Origin of the sequence: Brevundimonas sp. ZS04, from assembly GCF_001956865.1 — a bacterium.
GTDB lineage: Bacteria > Pseudomonadota > Alphaproteobacteria > Caulobacterales > Caulobacteraceae > Brevundimonas > Brevundimonas diminuta.
On the sequence record NZ_MTHE01000006.1, the window covers coordinates 55,637 to 71,955 of the forward strand.

The following is a 16,319-nucleotide window of genomic DNA, read 5'->3' on the forward strand; positions in this document are numbered from 1 at the left end:
AGGCGTCTGTTTCTGTTTTTTGGGGGAAGACGATGAAGACCCTGACCGCCTATAGCGCCATTGCAGTCGCCGTCGGCCTGCTGGCCTTCGCCGCCGCCCCGACGCCGACCCTGGCTCGTGCGCCCGACGCGGCGCCCGCCGCCGCTGCGCCTTCGGCTCTGGACGCCCAGTTCGAAGCCATCGCCGCCGAGGAGTGGGCCTGGCGCCAGAAGGAGCTGCCGGGCCGTAACGCCAAGCCCAGCACCCTGCCGGACGTCAGCGCCGCCACCCAGCAACGCCGGCTGGCCTACTGGATCGATGTTCAGCGCCGTCTGGACGCCATTTCTCCGGATCAGCTGTCGCCGAACCAGCGCACCAACTACGCCGTCTACAGGCACCAGATCGACAACTTCGTCGATGACGGCCGTCACCGCCTGTATGAGATGCCTTTCAACTCGGACAGCGCCTTCTGGTCGTCGCTGACGGGCATGGGCAATGCGACCTTCACCTCGGTTGAGGACTATGAGCGCTATCTGTCCCAGATACGGGACGTGCCGCGCTACTTCGACCAGCAGATCACCAATATGCGCGCTGGCCTGGCGCGCGGCTTCACCCAGCCCAAGGCCTCGCTGGTCGGGCGGGACGTGTCGATCCTGGCGGTGACGGAGCCGACGGATGTCGCCCAGAACCCCTTCTACAAACCCTTCCTGACCATGCCGGCGAACATTTCCGAGGCGGACAAGACGCGTCTGCGCGCCGCCGCCGTTCAGGCGATCCAGCAGCAGGTCGTGCCGGCGCATCGCACTCTGCTGAGCTTCATCCGCGACGAATACATGCCGGGCGCGCGCGACACCCTGGGAGCCAACCGCCTGCCGGACGGCGACGACTTCTATCAGACGCAGATTCGCCAATACACCAGCGTCAACCTGACCCCTGACCAGATCCACGCCATCGGCCGCGGCGAGGTCGCGCGCATTCGCGCCGAGATGGAGGTGGTGATGCGCAGCACCGGCTGGACCGGCACCTTCGCCGAGTTCATCCACTTCCTGAAGACCGACCCGCAGTTCCACTATGACAAGCCCGAGCACCTGCTGTGGCACGGCGCCTGGGTCATCAAGAAGGTCGACGGCAAGATCGGTCAGTATTTCAACCTGAAGCCGCGCGACACCTTCAGCCTGATCCCCGTGCCGGACGCCATCGCGCCCTATTACACGGCCGGTCGAGGCGGCAATGGCGTCTGTCTGCTGAACACCTACGACCTGCCGTCGCGACCGCGCTACAACATCCCGGCGCTGACGGTGCACGAGTGCAACCCCGGCCACGCCTGGCAGGGCAATCTGCGCCGCGAACATCCGCCCATGCCCGACTATCGCGCCCAGACCTATATCTCGGCCTTCGGCGAGGGCTGGGCCCTCTACACCGAGAAGCTGGCCGTCGAGATGGGCATCTATGAAGACGCCTATGAGGACTTCGGCCGCCTGACCTATGAGATGTGGCGCGCGGCGCGCCTGGTGATCGACACCGGCGTGCACTCGCAGGGCTGGACGCGCGAACAGGCGGTGGCCTTCCTGAGCGAGAACACCGCCCTGTCCGACCATGAGGTCGGCACCGAGATCGACCGCTACATCACCTGGCCGGGGCAGGCCCTGTCCTACAAGCTGGGCGAGATCGAGATCGTGCGCCTGCGCCGGCTGGCCGAGGCGGAGCTGGGGGCCGATTTCGACATCAAGGCCTTCCACGATCACCTGCTGGCCATCGGCGTGGCCACCATCCCGGCCATGACCGCCGAGATGGAAGCCTTCATCGCCCAGAGCAAGCAAGCCGCCGCGGCGAAGCGATCGGGGCAATAGTCGACACCGGGCCGACGTCGGAGGGCGTCGGCCATCCGTCGCTGACAGACGCGTTGCAGATCACCTGCGGCTTTGTCAGTGTCGGGAATCTGTAAAGCGTAAGGGGGGAGAGCGCATGAGCGCTGGGGAATACAAGCTGGACGACGCCGACCGCCGCATCCTGAGGGTGCTGCAGCAGGACGGACGGATCACCAATCAGGATCTGGCGGCCGCCTGCAACATGTCGGCGTCATCCTGCTTCGAGCGGGTGCGGCGACTGCGCGAGCGGGGGGTCATCACCGGCTACACCGCCCTGATCGATCCGAAGTTCGCCGAGCGTGAACTGTTGATCTTCATCGAGGTGCTGCTGGACCGCACGACCTCGGACATCTTCGACCAGTTCGCCGAGCGCATCCGCCGCTCGCCCGAGGTGCTGGAGTGCCACATGGTGGCGGGCGGCTTCGACTATCTGGTCAAGGTGCGGATGAAGGATATGGCGGCCTACCGCATCTTCCTGGCCGACACCCTGATCGTCATGCCGGGCGTGCGCGAGACCCGCACCTACGCCGTGATGGAAGAGGTCAAGGACACCTCGGTCCTGCCGCTGTAAGAGGGGGGGGCGGATTGCGGAGGCCATTCTGGACGGCCTCCGCGACTAGGTTACCAGTAACCGCCGCAAGATCCGATGGCTTCAAGGGTGTAGTAGGGCGAAGTAACGCCTTGGACGGGCGAAGCGACGACTCGCCCATTCCAACATTTGTCACGGTACCAGCCGACCTGTACCGTCAGCGTAGCGTCGCTATAAAAGGTACGATGGTACATAATATTGGGAGATTGCGCTCCGGCTCCGAAGGACAGCAATGACGTCGCCGCCGTCACGGACGCCAGAAGCACGGCATTACGAATCTTACGCAGACGCATCGGTTCTCTCCTGCCAGTGGGTGACGATGTCATCTCCACCGTTAACGACACAAGAGTCAATGACTGGCGTTATATGATTATGCGATGATGTCGGGCAGGATGCGATCCTGCAGCTTCACGATATCGTCGCGCAGGGCCAGTTTCTTGCGCTTCAGGCGGGCGATCATGAGTTGATCGGGCGCGGGCAGCAGGGCCAGGGCTTCGATGGAGGCGTCCAGGTCTGCGTGCTCCTGCAACAGCAGGGAGAGCTGCGCGCGCAGCTCCTTGTCTTCTTCGGACAGGTAAGGTTCGTCGTCGTTCATGATCAGGCCCCGGGCCGGGGGATTATAGCTGAGCTGGCGTCAGGTCGGAAGCAGGTCGGACAGGGTTCTGAGCGCCGGACGCGGCACGACGCGATCCCACAGGCGCGCTGCATCGGCCATGGCGTCGACGGGCGGGCGAGGCGTTTCGGTCGGGGCGGGAGCCAGGCCTTCGAGCCCGTTCAGCAGATGGCGCTCGGCGGCTAATTCGGCGGCCTTCACCTGCTCGCGCACGGCCAGGCGGGCGTCCGTCTCAAGGTCCGGCACGGGCGTCTTCAGCGTGCGGCGTACGGCGCGCAGAGGGGCGATGGTGGTGGTCTGCCAGGCGCGGGCGGTGTCGCAGGCGGCCTCGATCGTCTCTTCGTCCGGGCGGCGGCCTGTGGCGGCGGTCCAGGCGGCCCACAGCAGCAGGGGGACGTTCTGTTCGTGATAGTCCTGCAGCGACAGGCAGGCTTCGGCGACGCCCGGCGCGGCGTAGGCGGCGCAGGCCCAGGTCCACAGATCGTCGCTCATGCTTCGGCTCCGCCCTTTAGTCCTTCCCAGCGGCGCACGGCCGACCAGTCCAGGCCGAAGACGTCCAGCGCCCGGCCGACCGACTGGTCGATCATCTGCCCCAGACTGTCGGGTTTGGCGTAGAAGGCGGGCAGCGGCGGGGCGATGACGGCGCCCATCTCGGCCAGGGCGGTCATGGTGCGCAGGTGACCCAAGTGCAGCGGCGTCTCGCGCACCATCAGCACCAGGGGGCGGCGCTCCTTCAGAGTCACGTCGGCGGCGCGGGTCAGCAGGGTCGAGGTCACGCCGGTGGCGATCTCGCTCATGGTCCGCACCGAACAGGGGGCGACGATCATGCCGAGCGTGCGGAAGGAGCCGGATGAGATGGTGGCCCCGACATCGTTCAGCCGATGGACCACATCCGCCTTGGCCGTCAGCTCGTCGGGGGTGAGATCCGTCTCCTGCGACAAGGTGAGCAGGGCGGCGCGGGTGACGACCAGGTGGCTCTCGACCCCCAGTTCGCGCAGGGCGTCCAGCACGCGCGCGCCATAGATGACGCCCGAAGCACCTGAGATTCCAACGACTAGCCGAGGGGGCGCCGGCGCCCGAACGGTCGTGTTCACAACATCGGCCAAATTCGCCTCCAACCTGTCCGTGTCCGGAGCGGCGGGGGTCACTGCAATGTGATTCCACACCTCGCCGAACCGGGCGCTCAGTGTAGTGGTCCCTTAGACATGGAGGCGCAAGCCATGACCATCGAGGCTCGTATTCGCGAACTGGGTAATCGGCATCGGTCGCTGGATGAAACGATCCAGCAGGAGATGCGCCGCCCCACCGCGGACCCGACACACCTCAGGGAGCTGAAGCAGCGAAAGCTGCGACTTAAGGAAGAGATCAGTAGTCTGGAAGCCCGAAACCACTAGCGGGCCTAGCATCCGAAACGACGACGGCCCCGGAAGAGCGATCTTCCGGGGCCGTTTTGTATTTGTCGATCGGTTGGATCAGTCGCGCGAGCCGAACACCGATTCGGCCGTGGGCTCGGCGCCGAGGCCGTATTCTTCTTCGGCCTCTTCCAGGACGACTTCCGGTTCGGCCTCGGTCTCGATGGGTTGCAGGACGCCGTTCTTGGCGTCGTCCTTGGCCTTCTTGTCGGCGGCCTTGCGCACCACTTCGTCCAGCTGCAGCTGGCCGGTCAGGCCCAGCGTCACCGGATCGACCGGCTTGATATTGGCCGAGTTCCAGTGGGTGCGGTTGCGCACGCTCTCGATCGTGGCCTTGGTGGTGCCCAGCAGTTTGGCGATCTGGGCGTCGGTCACTTCGGGGTGGTTGCGGACGAACCACATGATGGCGTCCGGGCGATCCTGACGACGCGAAACCGGCGTGTATTTCGGACCCGACTTGGCGGGCTTCAGTAGTTCGGCGTGGCGGCTGACCACGGCCTTCATGCGGTAGTTTTCATCGTTCTGGGCCTTGTCCAGCTCTTCGCGGGTCAGCTGGCCGTTGACGATGGGGTCGGCGCCGCGAATGTCGCGCGCCACGTCGCCGTCGGCGATGCCGCGCACCTCAAGCGGGTGCAGGCCGCAGAAGTCGGCGATCTGCTCGAACGAGAGCGAGGTGTTGTCCACCAGCCAGACCGCGGTGGCCTTGGGCATCAGGATGTCGGTCATGGGCATGGATCCCGGCGGTTGCGGCCCGAAAAACGGGCGTTTGAATCGACGGCGCCCGACCTTTTCGGCCGGGCGCGAGAAGGCCTTTATAGGTGATCTTGGCCGAAATGAAAACGTCGTCTGTCGTCTTCATACAGCGAAGGTTCATCTGTCGTGATGAACATTGGGGGCCAGAGCGCGTTGTGCGCCAAGAGAAACCTCGAAGGAGACCGTGTCATGAAGAAGTTCGTGATTGCAGCGGCAGGACTGGTCATGACGGCGGGCGGCTTTTCCGTCGTCAATGTGAGCACGGCGGAGGCGCAGGTGATGCAGCGCGGCGCGCCGCGCGGGTCGTATGCGCAGAGCTGCACCGGGTCGTATGTGAATCAGGGGCGCCTCTACGCCGATTGCCGTGACATGCGGGGCAATATGCGCGAGACCTCGATCGAGTTGGCGCGCTGCTCCAGCGAGGAGATCGTCAACCGCGACGGACGCCTGGTCTGCGGCCGCTTTCAGGGCGATTTCGAGAACGGCGGCCGCCCCGGCCGTCCGGGCGGCGGATGGGATGACGGGCGTCCAGGCCGCCCCGGCGGCGGTTGGGACGACGGTCGCCCCGGCAACGGCGGCTGGGGCCGATCCTCGATCACCGTCTATCGCGACTCTGATTATCGCGGCCAGTCGATGAGCTTCCGTGAGGAAGTCCCGAACCTGCGCAACATGGGCATGAACGACGCGATCAGCTCGATCCGCCTGTCGCGCGGCGCCTGGGAGGTCTGTGAAGACGCCTATTATCGCGGCCGTTGCGAGATCGTCAGCGGCGATATGCGCAACCTGGCCAATACGGGCATGAACGACCGGATTTCGTCGCTGCGTCCGGCGCGCGGCGGCGGTCGCTGGTAAACACCGGCCTGTCTGAAAACGAGGGCGGGAGGCTGCGGCCTCCCGTCCTTTTCTTTTAGGGCAGAAGCACGACCTTGCCGACGTGGGCGCCCGCCTCCAGATGGGCGTGGGCTGCGTCCGCTTCGGCCAGGGGGAAGGTCGCCTCGACCTGGGCGCGAACGGCGCCGGACGCGACCCAGGGCCAAACGGTCGCCTCGACGGCGGCCGCCAGGCGGGCCTTTTCGTCGGCCGGGCGGCTGCGCAGGGTCGAGCCCGTCAGGACGATCCGCTTCAGCATGATCCGCATCAGGTCGATCTCGGCCTTGGCGCCGGTCAGGGTGGCGATCACCACCCAGCGCCCGCCGGGCTTCAGGGCGTTGAGGTTCAGCTCTGCGTAGGCCGCGCCGACCATGTCCAGCACCACATCGGCGCCGCCCGCCTCCTGGATGGCGGCGGCCAGATCGTGCTCAGTCGCGTCCAGGCTGACGTCGGCGCCCAGGGCGCGGGCGGCCTCGGCTTTGGCGGCGCCGCGAGAGGTGGCGATGACTCGGGCGCCCGCCGCCTTGGCCATCTGTATGGCCATGACGCCGATGCCGCTGGTGGCGCCGTGGATCAGCAGGGTCTCGCCCGCCTTCAGCCCGCCGCCTTCGAAGACGTTGGCGAAGACGGTGAAGGCGGTCTCGGGCAGGGCGGCGGCCTGGGTGAAATCGAGGCCGTCGGGGATCGGCAGGGCGTGGCGGGCGTCGACCAAGGCGTATTCAGCGTATCCGCCGCCGCCCAGCAGGGCGCAGACCCGGTCGCCGACGGCCCAGCGCGACACGCCATCGGCCAGGGCGTCGACCTCGCCCGCGACCTCTAGTCCAAGAATGTCCGAAGCGCCCGGCGGGGGCGGATAGCGACCTTCGCGTTGGACGATGTCGGGACGGTTCACGCCCGCCGCACGTACGCGGATGCGGATTTCACCGGGGCCCGGAGCGGGCAGGGGGCGCGTGGTCAGGCGCAGGGCGTCGGCGGGGCCGCGTCCGTTCTCGATCTCTATGGCCTTCATGGTTGCGGGCACGGCGGCTCCCTTGGCTTGCATTCCGGATCAATGCGGCGTTCACATAGGGGTTCATGCTCGAAATGGCCAAGGAGGCGAGGATGAGTTTCGAAGATCTGGAGCCTCGGCCGCAGCGCGGCGAGGCCATCGCCGCCCTGGGACGCGAAGACCTGGACCTCTACGCTGTGGACGAATTGCAGGAGCGGATCGCCGCCCTGGAGGCCGAGATCGCCCGATCCCGCGCGGCTATCGACGGCAAGTCCTCGCAGCGCAGCGCCGCCGACGCGCTGTTCAACTTCCGCTGAGGCGCGGGCGGTTGGGGACGGTTTCGACGGCCCTCTCCCGCAGAATCAGCTTCCGTGGCATGACGATTGCACCCAGCGGATGCATGAGATGCATGGATAGACGCCCGTGACAGCCATCGAAGCCGATCTGACCCCGACGCGCCTCGCCGGCGCCGAAGTGCTGGACTTCGCACGCTCGGAGCTCTTCGAGCGCACCTTCCGCGAAGGCATGGAGCTGGTCGAGGAGACCGCCGCCTATCTGGACGGCGACGGACGCCAGGATTCGCGCCTGCTGTCGCGCGCGGCCGCCCTGTCCTATGCGGGCGAGAGCATGAAGCTGACGACGCGGCTGATGCAGATTGCGTCTTGGCTGCTGGTGCAGCGCGCCGTGCGGGAACAGGACATGAGCGCCGAGGCGGCGGGCGACCCCCGCTATCGCCTCGCCGATCGCCGCATCGAGACGGAGCCGCGTCGCGGCGACCTGCCCATCGCCCTGATCGAATACGCGGTGCGAGCCGAGAAGCTCTACGACCGCGTCCTGCATCTGGACCGCCAGATGTACGTCGAGCCCGCCGAGGCGCCGGCCAATCCCGTCCTGAACCAGATGGACCTGCTGCGCGCCGCCTTCGGATAAGGCTTCTCCTCCCCATGCAACGAGAGGAGAGAGGTGGATGCCTTACGGCGTCACTTCATCCGGATCGATCGGGGCGTCGGCTATGACCTGGGGCAGGTTGACGGCGATGCCCAGGGCGTCGGCCAGCTTGGCGTCGCGCTTGTAGACGTCCTCGCGGAAGGCGACGCGGCCCTGACCGTCGACGAAGGCGGTCCAGTACAGCAGGCGCACGCCGATGTTGCGGCCGGTGGTCACGCGCTTGGTCTCGCCGCTGGCCTGGGCCGCGTCGAACAGGGCCAGACGCTCGGGATCGGGCGACAGCAGCAGGCGAGCGAAGCCGATGGCGTCCTGCACCCGCACGCAGCCGTGGCTGCGCTGGCGCACCGACAGGTTGAAGGCGCCCCGCGCCGGGGTGTCGTGCAGGAAGATGGCGTAGCTGTCCTGCAGTTCGAACTTCACATTGCCCAGCGACGACTTCGGACCGGCGCGTTGCACCACCCAGCCGTCGGCGTTGACGTACATGTCGTTGGCGGCCAGGTAGCCGGGGCCCTTGGGCAGGATTTCACGGCGGGCGATGCCCATGGGCACTGTCCACGGCGGATTGGCCACGACCGAGGCGAAGGGCTTCTCCAGGCTGGGGGTCTGGTTGGCGGCGGTGCCGACGACCACGCGGTTGGAGTGAACCGGCTTGCCGTCCTTCCAGTAGACCATGATGGCGGCGGCGGTGTTGACCTCGATCCGCTCGGGATTCAGGTCGCGCTTCAGCCAGCGACGGCGCTCCAGGTTCAGGGCGATCTGGCGGGCGCGATCCTCGGCGGTGGCGGTCAGCGAGCGCTGGGTGGCGCCGCCGATGCGGCCGTCGGACCCCAGGCCGTGGCGGGTCTGGAAGCTGCGGACCGCCTGCTCCAATTCGGGGCCGTAGGCCAGGTTGCCCTTCAACCGTTCGGCGGCGGCGGCGCTCAGGTCGCCCTCGGCGGCCAGGCGGGCGACCAGGGCCGGGATGCGCGGGTCGCTGGTTCCCGGCTCGATGGTGCCGCCGATACGGAAGGCGGGCCAGCCGCCCTGGCGGGCGATGCGGCGGTAGCGGGCGTAACCGGCCGACAGATTGGTGTAGCCCAGGTCCGTCGGGGGCAGGGCGTCGAACCACTGGCTCAGCTTGTTGGCGGCCACGGCGTCGACCAGGCCGCGCGGCAGGTCCACGCTGTTCTTCTGCATCTCCCACAGCTCTTCGACCGTCTCGGGCCGGACGCGGCCCTCGGACAGAACCTTGGCGTAGGCCAGGGCGGCGGCAGTGGTGCGGATCTCGGCGGTCTCGCGGTCGGCGGCCAGGCCGACGAAGTCGAAGAAGTCCCCGGCGGGCAGGCCGTGACGTTCAGCGCCCTGGGCGACTTCCTGCAGGATGCGCAGGCGGTCGGCGGTCCAGATGGGCTTGCCGCCGGTCAGTTGATAGACGGCGCGGACGTCAGCCTGCTGGGCCGCGGGCAGGCGGCCGGCCTGGGCGTCGAAGCCGGCGATGAAGATCTGCGGGTCCGTGGTGCGCGTCTGGGCCAGCGCCCCGTTCGCGGCTGCCAGCGTCAGGCTCGTCGTGGCGACGCCAAGGCCCAATTCCCGTCGGTTCATCGTCTGTAACTCTTGTGGTCCGATATCGGCCCGGACCCAACGTCCACGCCCCGAGTAATCGAACGCGCCCATGTTAACGGTGTTCCGGGCAACAAAAAAGCGCCGGTCCTGGGACCGGCGCTTTTGTGGCGAACTTGTCGCACCAAGCGTGGCTTACTTCTTGATGAAGCCGCCGAACTTGTTGTTGAAGCGCGAGACGCGGCCGCCGCGGTCCATCAGGTGCTGGTTGCCGCCGGTCCAGGCCGGGTGAGACGTCGGGTCGATGTCCAGGTTCAGCGTTGCGCCTTCCTTCCCGTAGGTCGAACGGGTCTGGTAGGTGGTGCCGTCGGTCATCACAACAGTGATGAAGTGGTAGTCGGGGTGCGTGTCCGCTTTCATCGATCTTGTCCGTCTCTGCGCGACGACGATGCCGACCGTCACTGCGCGTAAATAGAGAATCCCGCCGCAGGGCGCGACGGGAGCGAGGGGCGGCGTTTACACCGGGGGGCGTTCCGGGGCAAGAGCGCGACCATGACCCAAGCTGAACCTCAACGTCACGCCCAACCGACCGGCCGCCCCGGCGCCGGCGCCGTTCTGGCCGAACAGATGGACGAGGCGGGCGGCAAGCGCGCCAAGAGCCGCAACATCCGCCCTCTGGGACGGCTGCTGCCCTTCCTGGGGCGGCACAAGATGGACGCGGCCATCGCCACGGTCTGGCTGATCGGATCGACGGTCGCGTCGCTGGCCCTGACGGCGACGGCGCGCGGCGCCATCGACCAGGGGTTCGAGAACGGCGGCGCCAATATCGACAAGTGGTTCCTGATCCTGGGTCTCAACGCCGTGGTGCTGGGGCTGGCGACGGCGCTGCGCTATTTCTACGTCACCAAGACGGGCGAGCGGATGATCGCCGATCTGCGCACGGCGCTGTTCCAGCGCATCCTGACGCTGGACCCGGTCTTCTTCGCCCATATGCGGACGGGCGAGGTGCTGTCGCGTCTGACCACGGACATCCAGTTGGTGGATACGCTGCTGACCACTTCGATCAGCTATGCGCTGAGGAACTTCCTGACGCTGATCGGCGGGGTGATCCTGCTGTTCTTCGTCAGCCCCAAGTTGACGGGTTTCGTCCTGCTGATCGTGCCGGTGCTGATCGTGCCGCTGTTTCTGTTCGGCCGGGTGGTGCGCCGCCTGACGGTGCAGTCGCAGGACACCTTCGCCGGGGCCGTGGGCTTTGCGGGCGAAAGCGTCGACGCCATCGAGACGGTGCAGGCCTTCGGCCGTGAAAAGAGCGCCATCGGCCGCTTCGGCGCGGCGGTGGAGGAGGCGTTCGGCGTCTCCCTGAAGCGGATGAGGGCGCGCGGCGTGATGACCGCCATGATCATCATGGTGATGTTCGGCGGCGTGACCCTGGTCCTGTGGCTGGGGGCGCAGGACGTGATCGCCGGGACCATGACGCCGGGCACCCTGCTGCAGTTCGTCCTGCTATCGGTGTTCGCGGCGGGCGCGGTCGGGGCGCTAGGCGAAAGCTGGGGCGACGTACAGAAGGCGGCGGGCGCCATGGAACGGATCGACGAACTGATGCGGGCGACCCCCGCCATCGCTCCGCCCCCCAATCCGGTCGCCCTGCCTCAGCCGCCGCGCGGCGAGGTGTCGATGTCGGCGGTGGATTTCGCCTATCCGGGCCGTCCGGACCTGCCCGCGCTGAAGGGCTTCAGCCTGACCGTGCGGCCGGGCGAGACCGTGGCCCTGGTCGGGCCGTCGGGCGCGGGCAAGTCGACGGTCTTCCGCCTGCTGCTGCGCTTCTATGATCCGCAATCCGGTCTGGTGTCGGTGGACGGGGTGGACGTGCGCGCGGCCGACCCGGTCGATGTGCGCAACCGCTTCGCCTGGGTGTCGCAGGAGGCGCCGTTGTTCTCGGGGTCGGCGCTGGAGAACATCCGCTTCGGCCGCGAGGCCGCCACGCTGGACGAGGCCCGCGCCGTCGCCGCCGAGGCTCAGGCGCTGGGCTTCATCGACGCCCTGCCGGAAGGTTTCGACACCCCGCTGGGCGAGCGCGGCAAGAGCCTGTCGGGCGGCCAGCGTCAGCGTCTCGCCATCGCGCGGGCGCTGGTGCGCGAGGCGCCGATCCTGCTGCTGGACGAGGCGACCAGCGCGCTCGACGCCGAGAACGAGCGTCTGGTTCAGGCCGCGCTGGATCAGGCGATGGAGGCGCGCACCACCCTGGTCATCGCCCACCGCTTGGCGACCGTGCTGCGCGCCGACCGCATCGTGGTGATGGACGGCGGCCAGGTGGTCGAGGAAGGCACGCACGCGGAGCTGTCAGCCAAGGGCGGCCTATATGCGCGTCTGGCCAAGCTGCAGTTTCAGGGAACGTGAGTAAGACCCTCTCCCGGCGGGAGAGGGCTTGAGCGCACGAGAGCGTAGCGATCGTTCTTGCGCGAAAGGGTGAGGGGCTTGTCCTGTCCGTCGGCGTGAGCCGTCGCACTACCGGCTATGGGTAGCAAACACACCTTAGCGATCGAGACGGTCTGAATCGCCATCTTTATGATTGTGGGATGGCAAGTTCGATCATCCCTATCGGCACCGAGTGCTCCGCCGCCCTGCACGCCCTTGTCCGCAAGCGCGCTGAACTGGACGGCGAGTTGGAGCAGCATCAGGGGCGCATCCGGGAACTTCAGAAGGCGATCCAAAATCTGGACGCCGTGCTCGTGCTGATCAAACCGGACATTGACATCAGCCAGATTGCCGCAAAGCGGGTTCGGCCACCGCATTCCGCTGCTCCGGGAGAGATCAAGGGCATAGTCGTCGATTGCTTGAGAGAAGCCGAGGGACCGCTCACATCGCGGGCGCTGGCAAGAGCGGTCGTCGAGTCGCGGGAACTCGACCTCGCTGACGCGAAGCTGGAAGTCACAATGGCAAGACGGGTCAGGGCTTGCCTGCGGCCCTTGCGACTAGCTGGGCGGGTCCGCGCCGTTCCAATGCCGGCGGGACCGCAGGGCTGGGTTTTGGCGACCAAGCACTTGGAGCAGGCCGAGGCCGTCCGGTTGGGAGTGTCGCGATGACCAGCTTGGCCTTCTTCCACGGAAAACATCTGTGCCAGATTGCGCCCGATCGAGAGGGACGAGGGTTCGTCGGTCTGCGTAACGGCCGTGTCGTCGCGACCGCGCCGGATCGCGCAGGCGTCGCGCGAGCGCTGATCAAGGCAGCGCGCTGGTCTCGTTGATCCGCTCGGCTACGCTGCTGAGCAGACGTGACCGCCTCATCCTTACGCTCAGCGTATACGATTGCCCCAATCGGAATGGCCCGCCTACCTCAATCTCGCGTCTGATCCGACCCTGTTGAGAACAGGGGATGCGGCATGGCCGACCTACTTTAGCTGGCTCTCTGGGCGGTGGGGCGTTCGTCGCCTTCGCCTTGCTCGTCGCTGCCGTGAAGCGCTTACAGGCTGAGGGCCGGCGTGCCCTGAACGTTCGCTTGGCGGCTACTCGCCCATGACCGACTTTGACTCTAACGGACCTCCGCGGTGTCCGCGTTCGGGCCGGTAGCCGTCCGCAGTTCAGATCGCGGTGGGCGGCCGGTTTTGGCGTAAGTGTGCGTTGGCACCGTCCGCCCTCGGCGATCCAATTTCAACTGCTTGCCAAATCGTCCGCTCCCATCCTATCAACGACACTCCGTCGGACCCGGGTGACCGGGTGGCTATACCGGGCGCCTAACCCCCGGAGACGACACGACCCCGTCCGGCTTGGCCGGCAGCGATGACGGATCGCGACAGGGGTTAGGATGCACTGACCCGTAATGATGATGACCGAGATGGCCCGTGGGCCATGCTCCGCCTTGCGTTTGGCATGCCTGGGTTTCGCCACCGCTGATCGGCTCCTTAACACAGGGGGCGCACGATGATGGACCTCGGCGAATCCGGGCCTCTGGAGATGGCACAGATCGTCGTGCTGGCCGCTGCATCGTGCGCATTCCTGCTCGCGGCGTTGAAGACAGATCGGCCTGGGGCTCCTGCTTTCGCCGTGTTCAGTCTGGTGCTCGGGGTTGCCGCTCTCAGGGAATACAGCGCGGAGACGGACGGCGTTTGGCAGTCCTATCTGGAGAGCCACGCTGCGCGCTGGCATCTCGCAGCGGTTCTGATGGTGCCGCTCATCTTCGTGACCGCGCGCGACCGAGCTTTTGGAGTGTGGCCGCATGTCCGCGCCGTCGCTTTGATGGTTCCAATCTTCGGGCTCGGGATCGCCCTGGTCTGGCTCGCCGCAGCCATCGAGGAGTGGGGCGGCACGGTGACCTTGACCGAGGCCGAGTTGTGGAACCTGCTTCTGATCGAGGAAGTCCTCGAACTTCTGGCCTATGCGACCACCCTGCTGGTCGCTTTGAAGGCCGCGAGCAAGGCGCGACAAGACGCCTCAGCCTCCTTCTCGCTGGTCACGGTCCTGCCGTCCCGCAGGCGGCGAGGCGGGGGACTGATTGGCCGCGCGTGAGCCGCTGGGCCTTGTGCACCGCAGCGATCTAGGTTAAGAGAGCCCTGTTCGTCGGACCCGTTTCACACGGGTGGCTACCTTGGGCGCCCATCCCCCAGGAAACATGAAGCGATAGCTGAGCGGCTAGAGCACAGGTGCGTTGACGAACCGCACACCTAGTCGTCGCCCTCCGGCTCATCTCCCATGTCCCTTACCCGCCCGGGGTCCGTCAGTGACCCGGTGCCGTGCACGATCGAGTCGTGCGAGGCGCGTCCCCATCGTCCCGCAGATCATGTTCGGTCATATCGCCGAGATGTCGGTCGCCTGCGTTCGGCCGTCCGGCTGGTGCCGCAGCCGAAACGAGAGTCGATGCCCTTTGACCAGACCTTCCAGGCCAGCGTCCTGAGCAGCGCTGAGGTGGACGAACACCTTGGGCAACTTGTCGTCCCGCGAGATCATCGCGAACCGGCCCTTGGGGTCCACGAATTTGATCGTGCCCATGATGGTGTCATCCGCGTCATCGCCCAGCGGGTGATCGACGGGCGCACTCATGCCGCACCGCCAATGAAAACCCCGTCCGCCAGTGTAATGAGAATCATGCAAATCTCATAAACGCTTTATCGCAAGAATAACAGAGGCTGCGCAATCAATGCAGCAGCAAATTACAAATCAGGTTTACTGCTAGTTTGCAGTGAAACGCACATGGTTGTGCACGAAAGAAGCTGAATGAAACTTCCCGCTATGAAACTGGACGTCGGCATGATCCGGGAGACCTGGTTCGGCAACATCAGGGGTGATGTGCTTGCCGGCCTGGTGGTGGCCTTGGCCCTGATCCCCGAAGCAATCGCCTTCTCGATCATCGCGGGCGTGGACCCTGCGGTCGGCCTGTATGCGTCCTTCGTGATCTGCGTGGTGATCGCCTTCGCGGGCGGGCGGCCCGGCATGATCTCGGCGGCGACCGGCGCGATGGCGCTGCTGATGATCACCCTGGTGCGCGAGCACGGCCTCCAATACCTGCTGGCGGCCACGGTCCTGACCGGCATCCTTCAGATCATCGCGGGCTATATCCGGCTGGGTGCGCTGATGCGGTTTGTGTCGAAGTCGGTGGTGACCGGCTTCGTCAACGCGCTCGCCATCCTGATCTTCCTGGCCCAGTTGCCGGAGGTCACAAACGTCGGCTGGCAGACCTACGCCATGGTCGCGGGTGGGCTGGCGATCATCTACCTGCTGCCCCGGCTGACCAAGGCCATCCCCTCGCCGCTGGTGGCGATCGTCGTGCTGACGGCCCTGTCCATGGCGCTTGGCCTGGACATCCGCGTGGTCGGTGACATGGGGCAGTTGCCCGCCACCCTGCCGATGTTCCTGATCCCGAACATCCCGCTCAACTTCGAGACCCTGGCGATCATCTTCCCCTACTCGGTGACCCTGATGCTGGTCGGCCTCCTGGAGTCGCTGATGACGGCCACCATCGTCGACGAACTGACGGACACGCCTTCCGACAAGAACCGCGAGTGCAAGGGTCAGGGCGTCGCCAACATCGCGGCCGGCTTCTTCGGCGGCATGGCGGGGTGCGCCATGATCGGCCAGTCGGTGATCAACGTGAAATCCGGCGGGCGCGGGCGGCTGTCGACCCTGCTGGCCGGTGTCTTCCTGTTGTTCATGATCCTGGTGCTGGGTCCGTGGGTGTCGCAGATTCCCATGGCGGCCCTGGTGGCGGTCATGTTCATGGTGGCGATCGGCACCTTCAACTGGGGCTCGATCAAGAACCTGGTCGAGCATCCCAAGAGTTCCAGCTTCGTCATGCTGGCGACCGTTGTGGTCACCGTCGCCACCCACGATCTCGCCAAGGGCGTTGTCACCGGCGTGCTGCTGTCGGGCATCTTCTTCGCCCAGAAGGTCGCGCGGATCGTCTTGATCACTTCGACCACGGCGGCGGACGGACGGTCGCGCGACTACGACGTGCGGGGCCAGATCTTCTTTGCCTCGGCCGACAGCTTCGTCGCCGCCTTCGACTTCAAGGAAGCGATCGACCACGTCCGGATCGACCTGTCCCACGCTCATTTCTGGGACGTGTCGGCCATCGCGGCTCTGGACAAGGTGATCCTGAAGTTCCGCCGCGAGGGCACCGAGGTTCAGGTCGACGGCCTGAACGAAGCCAGCCTGACCATGGTCGACAAGTTCGCCATTCACGACAAGCCCGGCGCCCTCGACAGCCTGACAGCCCACTGACGTGACGCCGCATCAGACCGCGACCGCGCGCCGCTCTCCTTCCGTTTCCA

19 protein-coding genes and 2 other annotated features are annotated in these 16,319 nt (G+C 66.4%); of the genes, 10 read left to right on the forward strand and 9 right to left on the reverse strand.

Annotated features, from left to right (window positions below):
* The first annotated feature begins 32 nt into the window (after positions 1 to 32).
* Positions 33 to 1,829: a DUF885 family protein gene (locus tag BJP32_RS09550; RefSeq protein ID WP_083673954.1), complete on the forward strand. Its 1,797-nt coding sequence runs from the start codon at positions 33 to 35 to the stop codon at positions 1,827 to 1,829.
* A 115-nt stretch (positions 1,830 to 1,944) separates the two neighbouring features.
* Positions 1,945 to 2,418, forward strand: a complete 474-nt coding sequence (locus BJP32_RS09555; protein ID WP_003165692.1) for an Lrp/AsnC ligand binding domain-containing protein — start codon at positions 1,945 to 1,947, stop codon at positions 2,416 to 2,418.
* A gap of 50 nt (positions 2,419 to 2,468) precedes the next feature.
* On the opposite strand, the gene BJP32_RS09560 is transcribed toward BJP32_RS09555, so the two are convergent.
* From BJP32_RS09560 to BJP32_RS09575, 4 genes are all read right to left on the reverse strand, one after another.
* A complete protein-coding gene (locus tag BJP32_RS09560; protein WP_076223825.1) occupies positions 2,469 to 2,729 on the reverse strand; it encodes a hypothetical protein in 261 nt (86 codons plus the stop codon).
* Between the two features lie 77 nt (positions 2,730 to 2,806).
* Entirely contained in the window at positions 2,807 to 3,031 is a 225-nt protein-coding gene (locus BJP32_RS09565; protein WP_040345839.1) for a YdcH family protein, read from the reverse strand.
* A 39-nt stretch (positions 3,032 to 3,070) separates the two neighbouring features.
* On the reverse strand, positions 3,071 to 3,541 hold the full coding sequence (locus BJP32_RS09570) for a TIGR02444 family protein (protein ID WP_076223827.1): 471 nt from the start codon (positions 3,539 to 3,541) through the stop codon (positions 3,071 to 3,073).
* On the reverse strand, positions 3,538 to 4,155 hold the full coding sequence (locus BJP32_RS09575; protein WP_076223828.1) for a UbiX family flavin prenyltransferase: 618 nt from the start codon (positions 4,153 to 4,155) through the stop codon (positions 3,538 to 3,540). The genes BJP32_RS09570 and BJP32_RS09575 overlap by 4 nt, the downstream gene beginning before the upstream one ends.
* A gap of 114 nt (positions 4,156 to 4,269) precedes the next feature.
* On the opposite strand from BJP32_RS09575, the gene BJP32_RS09580 reads away from it, so the two are divergent.
* Positions 4,270 to 4,443, forward strand: a complete 174-nt coding sequence (locus BJP32_RS09580) for a YdcH family protein (RefSeq protein WP_076223830.1) — start codon at positions 4,270 to 4,272, stop codon at positions 4,441 to 4,443.
* Between the two features lie 78 nt (positions 4,444 to 4,521).
* Here BJP32_RS09580 and BJP32_RS09585 read toward each other — a convergent pair whose 3' ends face one another.
* A complete protein-coding gene (locus tag BJP32_RS09585) occupies positions 4,522 to 5,187 on the reverse strand; it encodes a DUF1013 domain-containing protein (RefSeq protein ID WP_003165688.1) in 666 nt (221 codons plus the stop codon).
* Between the two features lie 216 nt (positions 5,188 to 5,403).
* Between BJP32_RS09585 and BJP32_RS09590 the strand changes: the two genes are divergently transcribed.
* Positions 5,404 to 6,066, forward strand: coding sequence for a beta/gamma crystallin-related protein (locus BJP32_RS09590; protein ID WP_040345832.1), 663 nt, complete (start codon positions 5,404 to 5,406; stop codon positions 6,064 to 6,066).
* A 55-nt stretch (positions 6,067 to 6,121) separates the two neighbouring features.
* On the opposite strand, the gene BJP32_RS09595 is transcribed toward BJP32_RS09590, so the two are convergent.
* Positions 6,122 to 7,093, reverse strand: coding sequence for an NAD(P)H-quinone oxidoreductase (locus BJP32_RS09595; protein ID WP_046653345.1), 972 nt, complete (start codon positions 7,091 to 7,093; stop codon positions 6,122 to 6,124).
* Between the two features lie 92 nt (positions 7,094 to 7,185).
* Between BJP32_RS09595 and BJP32_RS09600 the strand changes: the two genes are divergently transcribed.
* Together BJP32_RS09600 and BJP32_RS09605 are read left to right on the forward strand one after the other, a co-directional pair.
* A complete protein-coding gene (locus BJP32_RS09600) occupies positions 7,186 to 7,389 on the forward strand; it encodes a DUF1192 domain-containing protein (protein WP_040345829.1) in 204 nt (67 codons plus the stop codon).
* Positions 7,390 to 7,495: 106 nt separating this feature from the next.
* Positions 7,496 to 8,002, forward strand: coding sequence for a DUF1465 family protein (locus BJP32_RS09605; RefSeq protein ID WP_040345826.1), 507 nt, complete (start codon positions 7,496 to 7,498; stop codon positions 8,000 to 8,002).
* A 42-nt stretch (positions 8,003 to 8,044) separates the two neighbouring features.
* Here BJP32_RS09605 and BJP32_RS09610 read toward each other — a convergent pair whose 3' ends face one another.
* Both BJP32_RS09610 and rpmE read right to left on the reverse strand, forming a co-directional pair.
* Complete coding sequence (locus BJP32_RS09610; RefSeq protein ID WP_003165682.1) at positions 8,045 to 9,601, reverse strand: murein L,D-transpeptidase; 1,557 nt, start codon at positions 9,599 to 9,601, stop codon at positions 8,045 to 8,047.
* 153 nt (positions 9,602 to 9,754) lie between these two features.
* Entirely contained in the window at positions 9,755 to 9,979 is a 225-nt protein-coding gene (gene rpmE / locus BJP32_RS09615; protein WP_003168899.1) for a 50S ribosomal protein L31, read from the reverse strand.
* A 132-nt stretch (positions 9,980 to 10,111) separates the two neighbouring features.
* Between rpmE and BJP32_RS09620 the strand changes: the two genes are divergently transcribed.
* From BJP32_RS09620 to BJP32_RS09630, 3 genes are all read left to right on the forward strand, one after another.
* Positions 10,112 to 11,956 carry an ABC transporter transmembrane domain-containing protein gene (locus BJP32_RS09620; protein WP_076223832.1) on the forward strand — a complete coding sequence of 615 codons (1,845 nt, stop codon included), beginning with the start codon at positions 10,112 to 10,114 and terminating at the stop codon, positions 11,954 to 11,956.
* 179 nt (positions 11,957 to 12,135) lie between these two features.
* Positions 12,136 to 12,642: a hypothetical protein gene (locus tag BJP32_RS09625; RefSeq protein ID WP_046653164.1), complete on the forward strand. Its 507-nt coding sequence runs from the start codon at positions 12,136 to 12,138 to the stop codon at positions 12,640 to 12,642.
* A 611-nt stretch (positions 12,643 to 13,253) separates the two neighbouring features.
* Positions 13,254 to 13,306 (forward strand) — a sequence feature (sul1 is cis-regulatory element that is thought to sense ions involved in sulfur or methionine metabolism; They are found in Alphaproteobacteria).
* Between the two features lie 170 nt (positions 13,307 to 13,476).
* On the forward strand, positions 13,477 to 14,061 hold the full coding sequence (locus BJP32_RS09630; RefSeq protein ID WP_046653166.1) for a hypothetical protein: 585 nt from the start codon (positions 13,477 to 13,479) through the stop codon (positions 14,059 to 14,061).
* Between the two features lie 50 nt (positions 14,062 to 14,111).
* Positions 14,112 to 14,165: a sequence feature (sul1 is cis-regulatory element that is thought to sense ions involved in sulfur or methionine metabolism; They are found in Alphaproteobacteria), on the forward strand.
* A 175-nt stretch (positions 14,166 to 14,340) separates the two neighbouring features.
* Here BJP32_RS09630 and BJP32_RS09635 read toward each other — a convergent pair.
* On the reverse strand, positions 14,341 to 14,592 hold the full coding sequence (locus BJP32_RS09635; protein ID WP_198935273.1) for a cold-shock protein: 252 nt from the start codon (positions 14,590 to 14,592) through the stop codon (positions 14,341 to 14,343).
* 207 nt (positions 14,593 to 14,799) lie between these two features.
* On the opposite strand from BJP32_RS09635, the gene BJP32_RS09640 reads away from it, so the two are divergent.
* Entirely contained in the window at positions 14,800 to 16,269 is a 1,470-nt protein-coding gene (locus tag BJP32_RS09640) for a SulP family inorganic anion transporter (RefSeq protein ID WP_046653392.1), read from the forward strand.
* Positions 16,270 to 16,319: the final 50 nt, after the last annotated feature.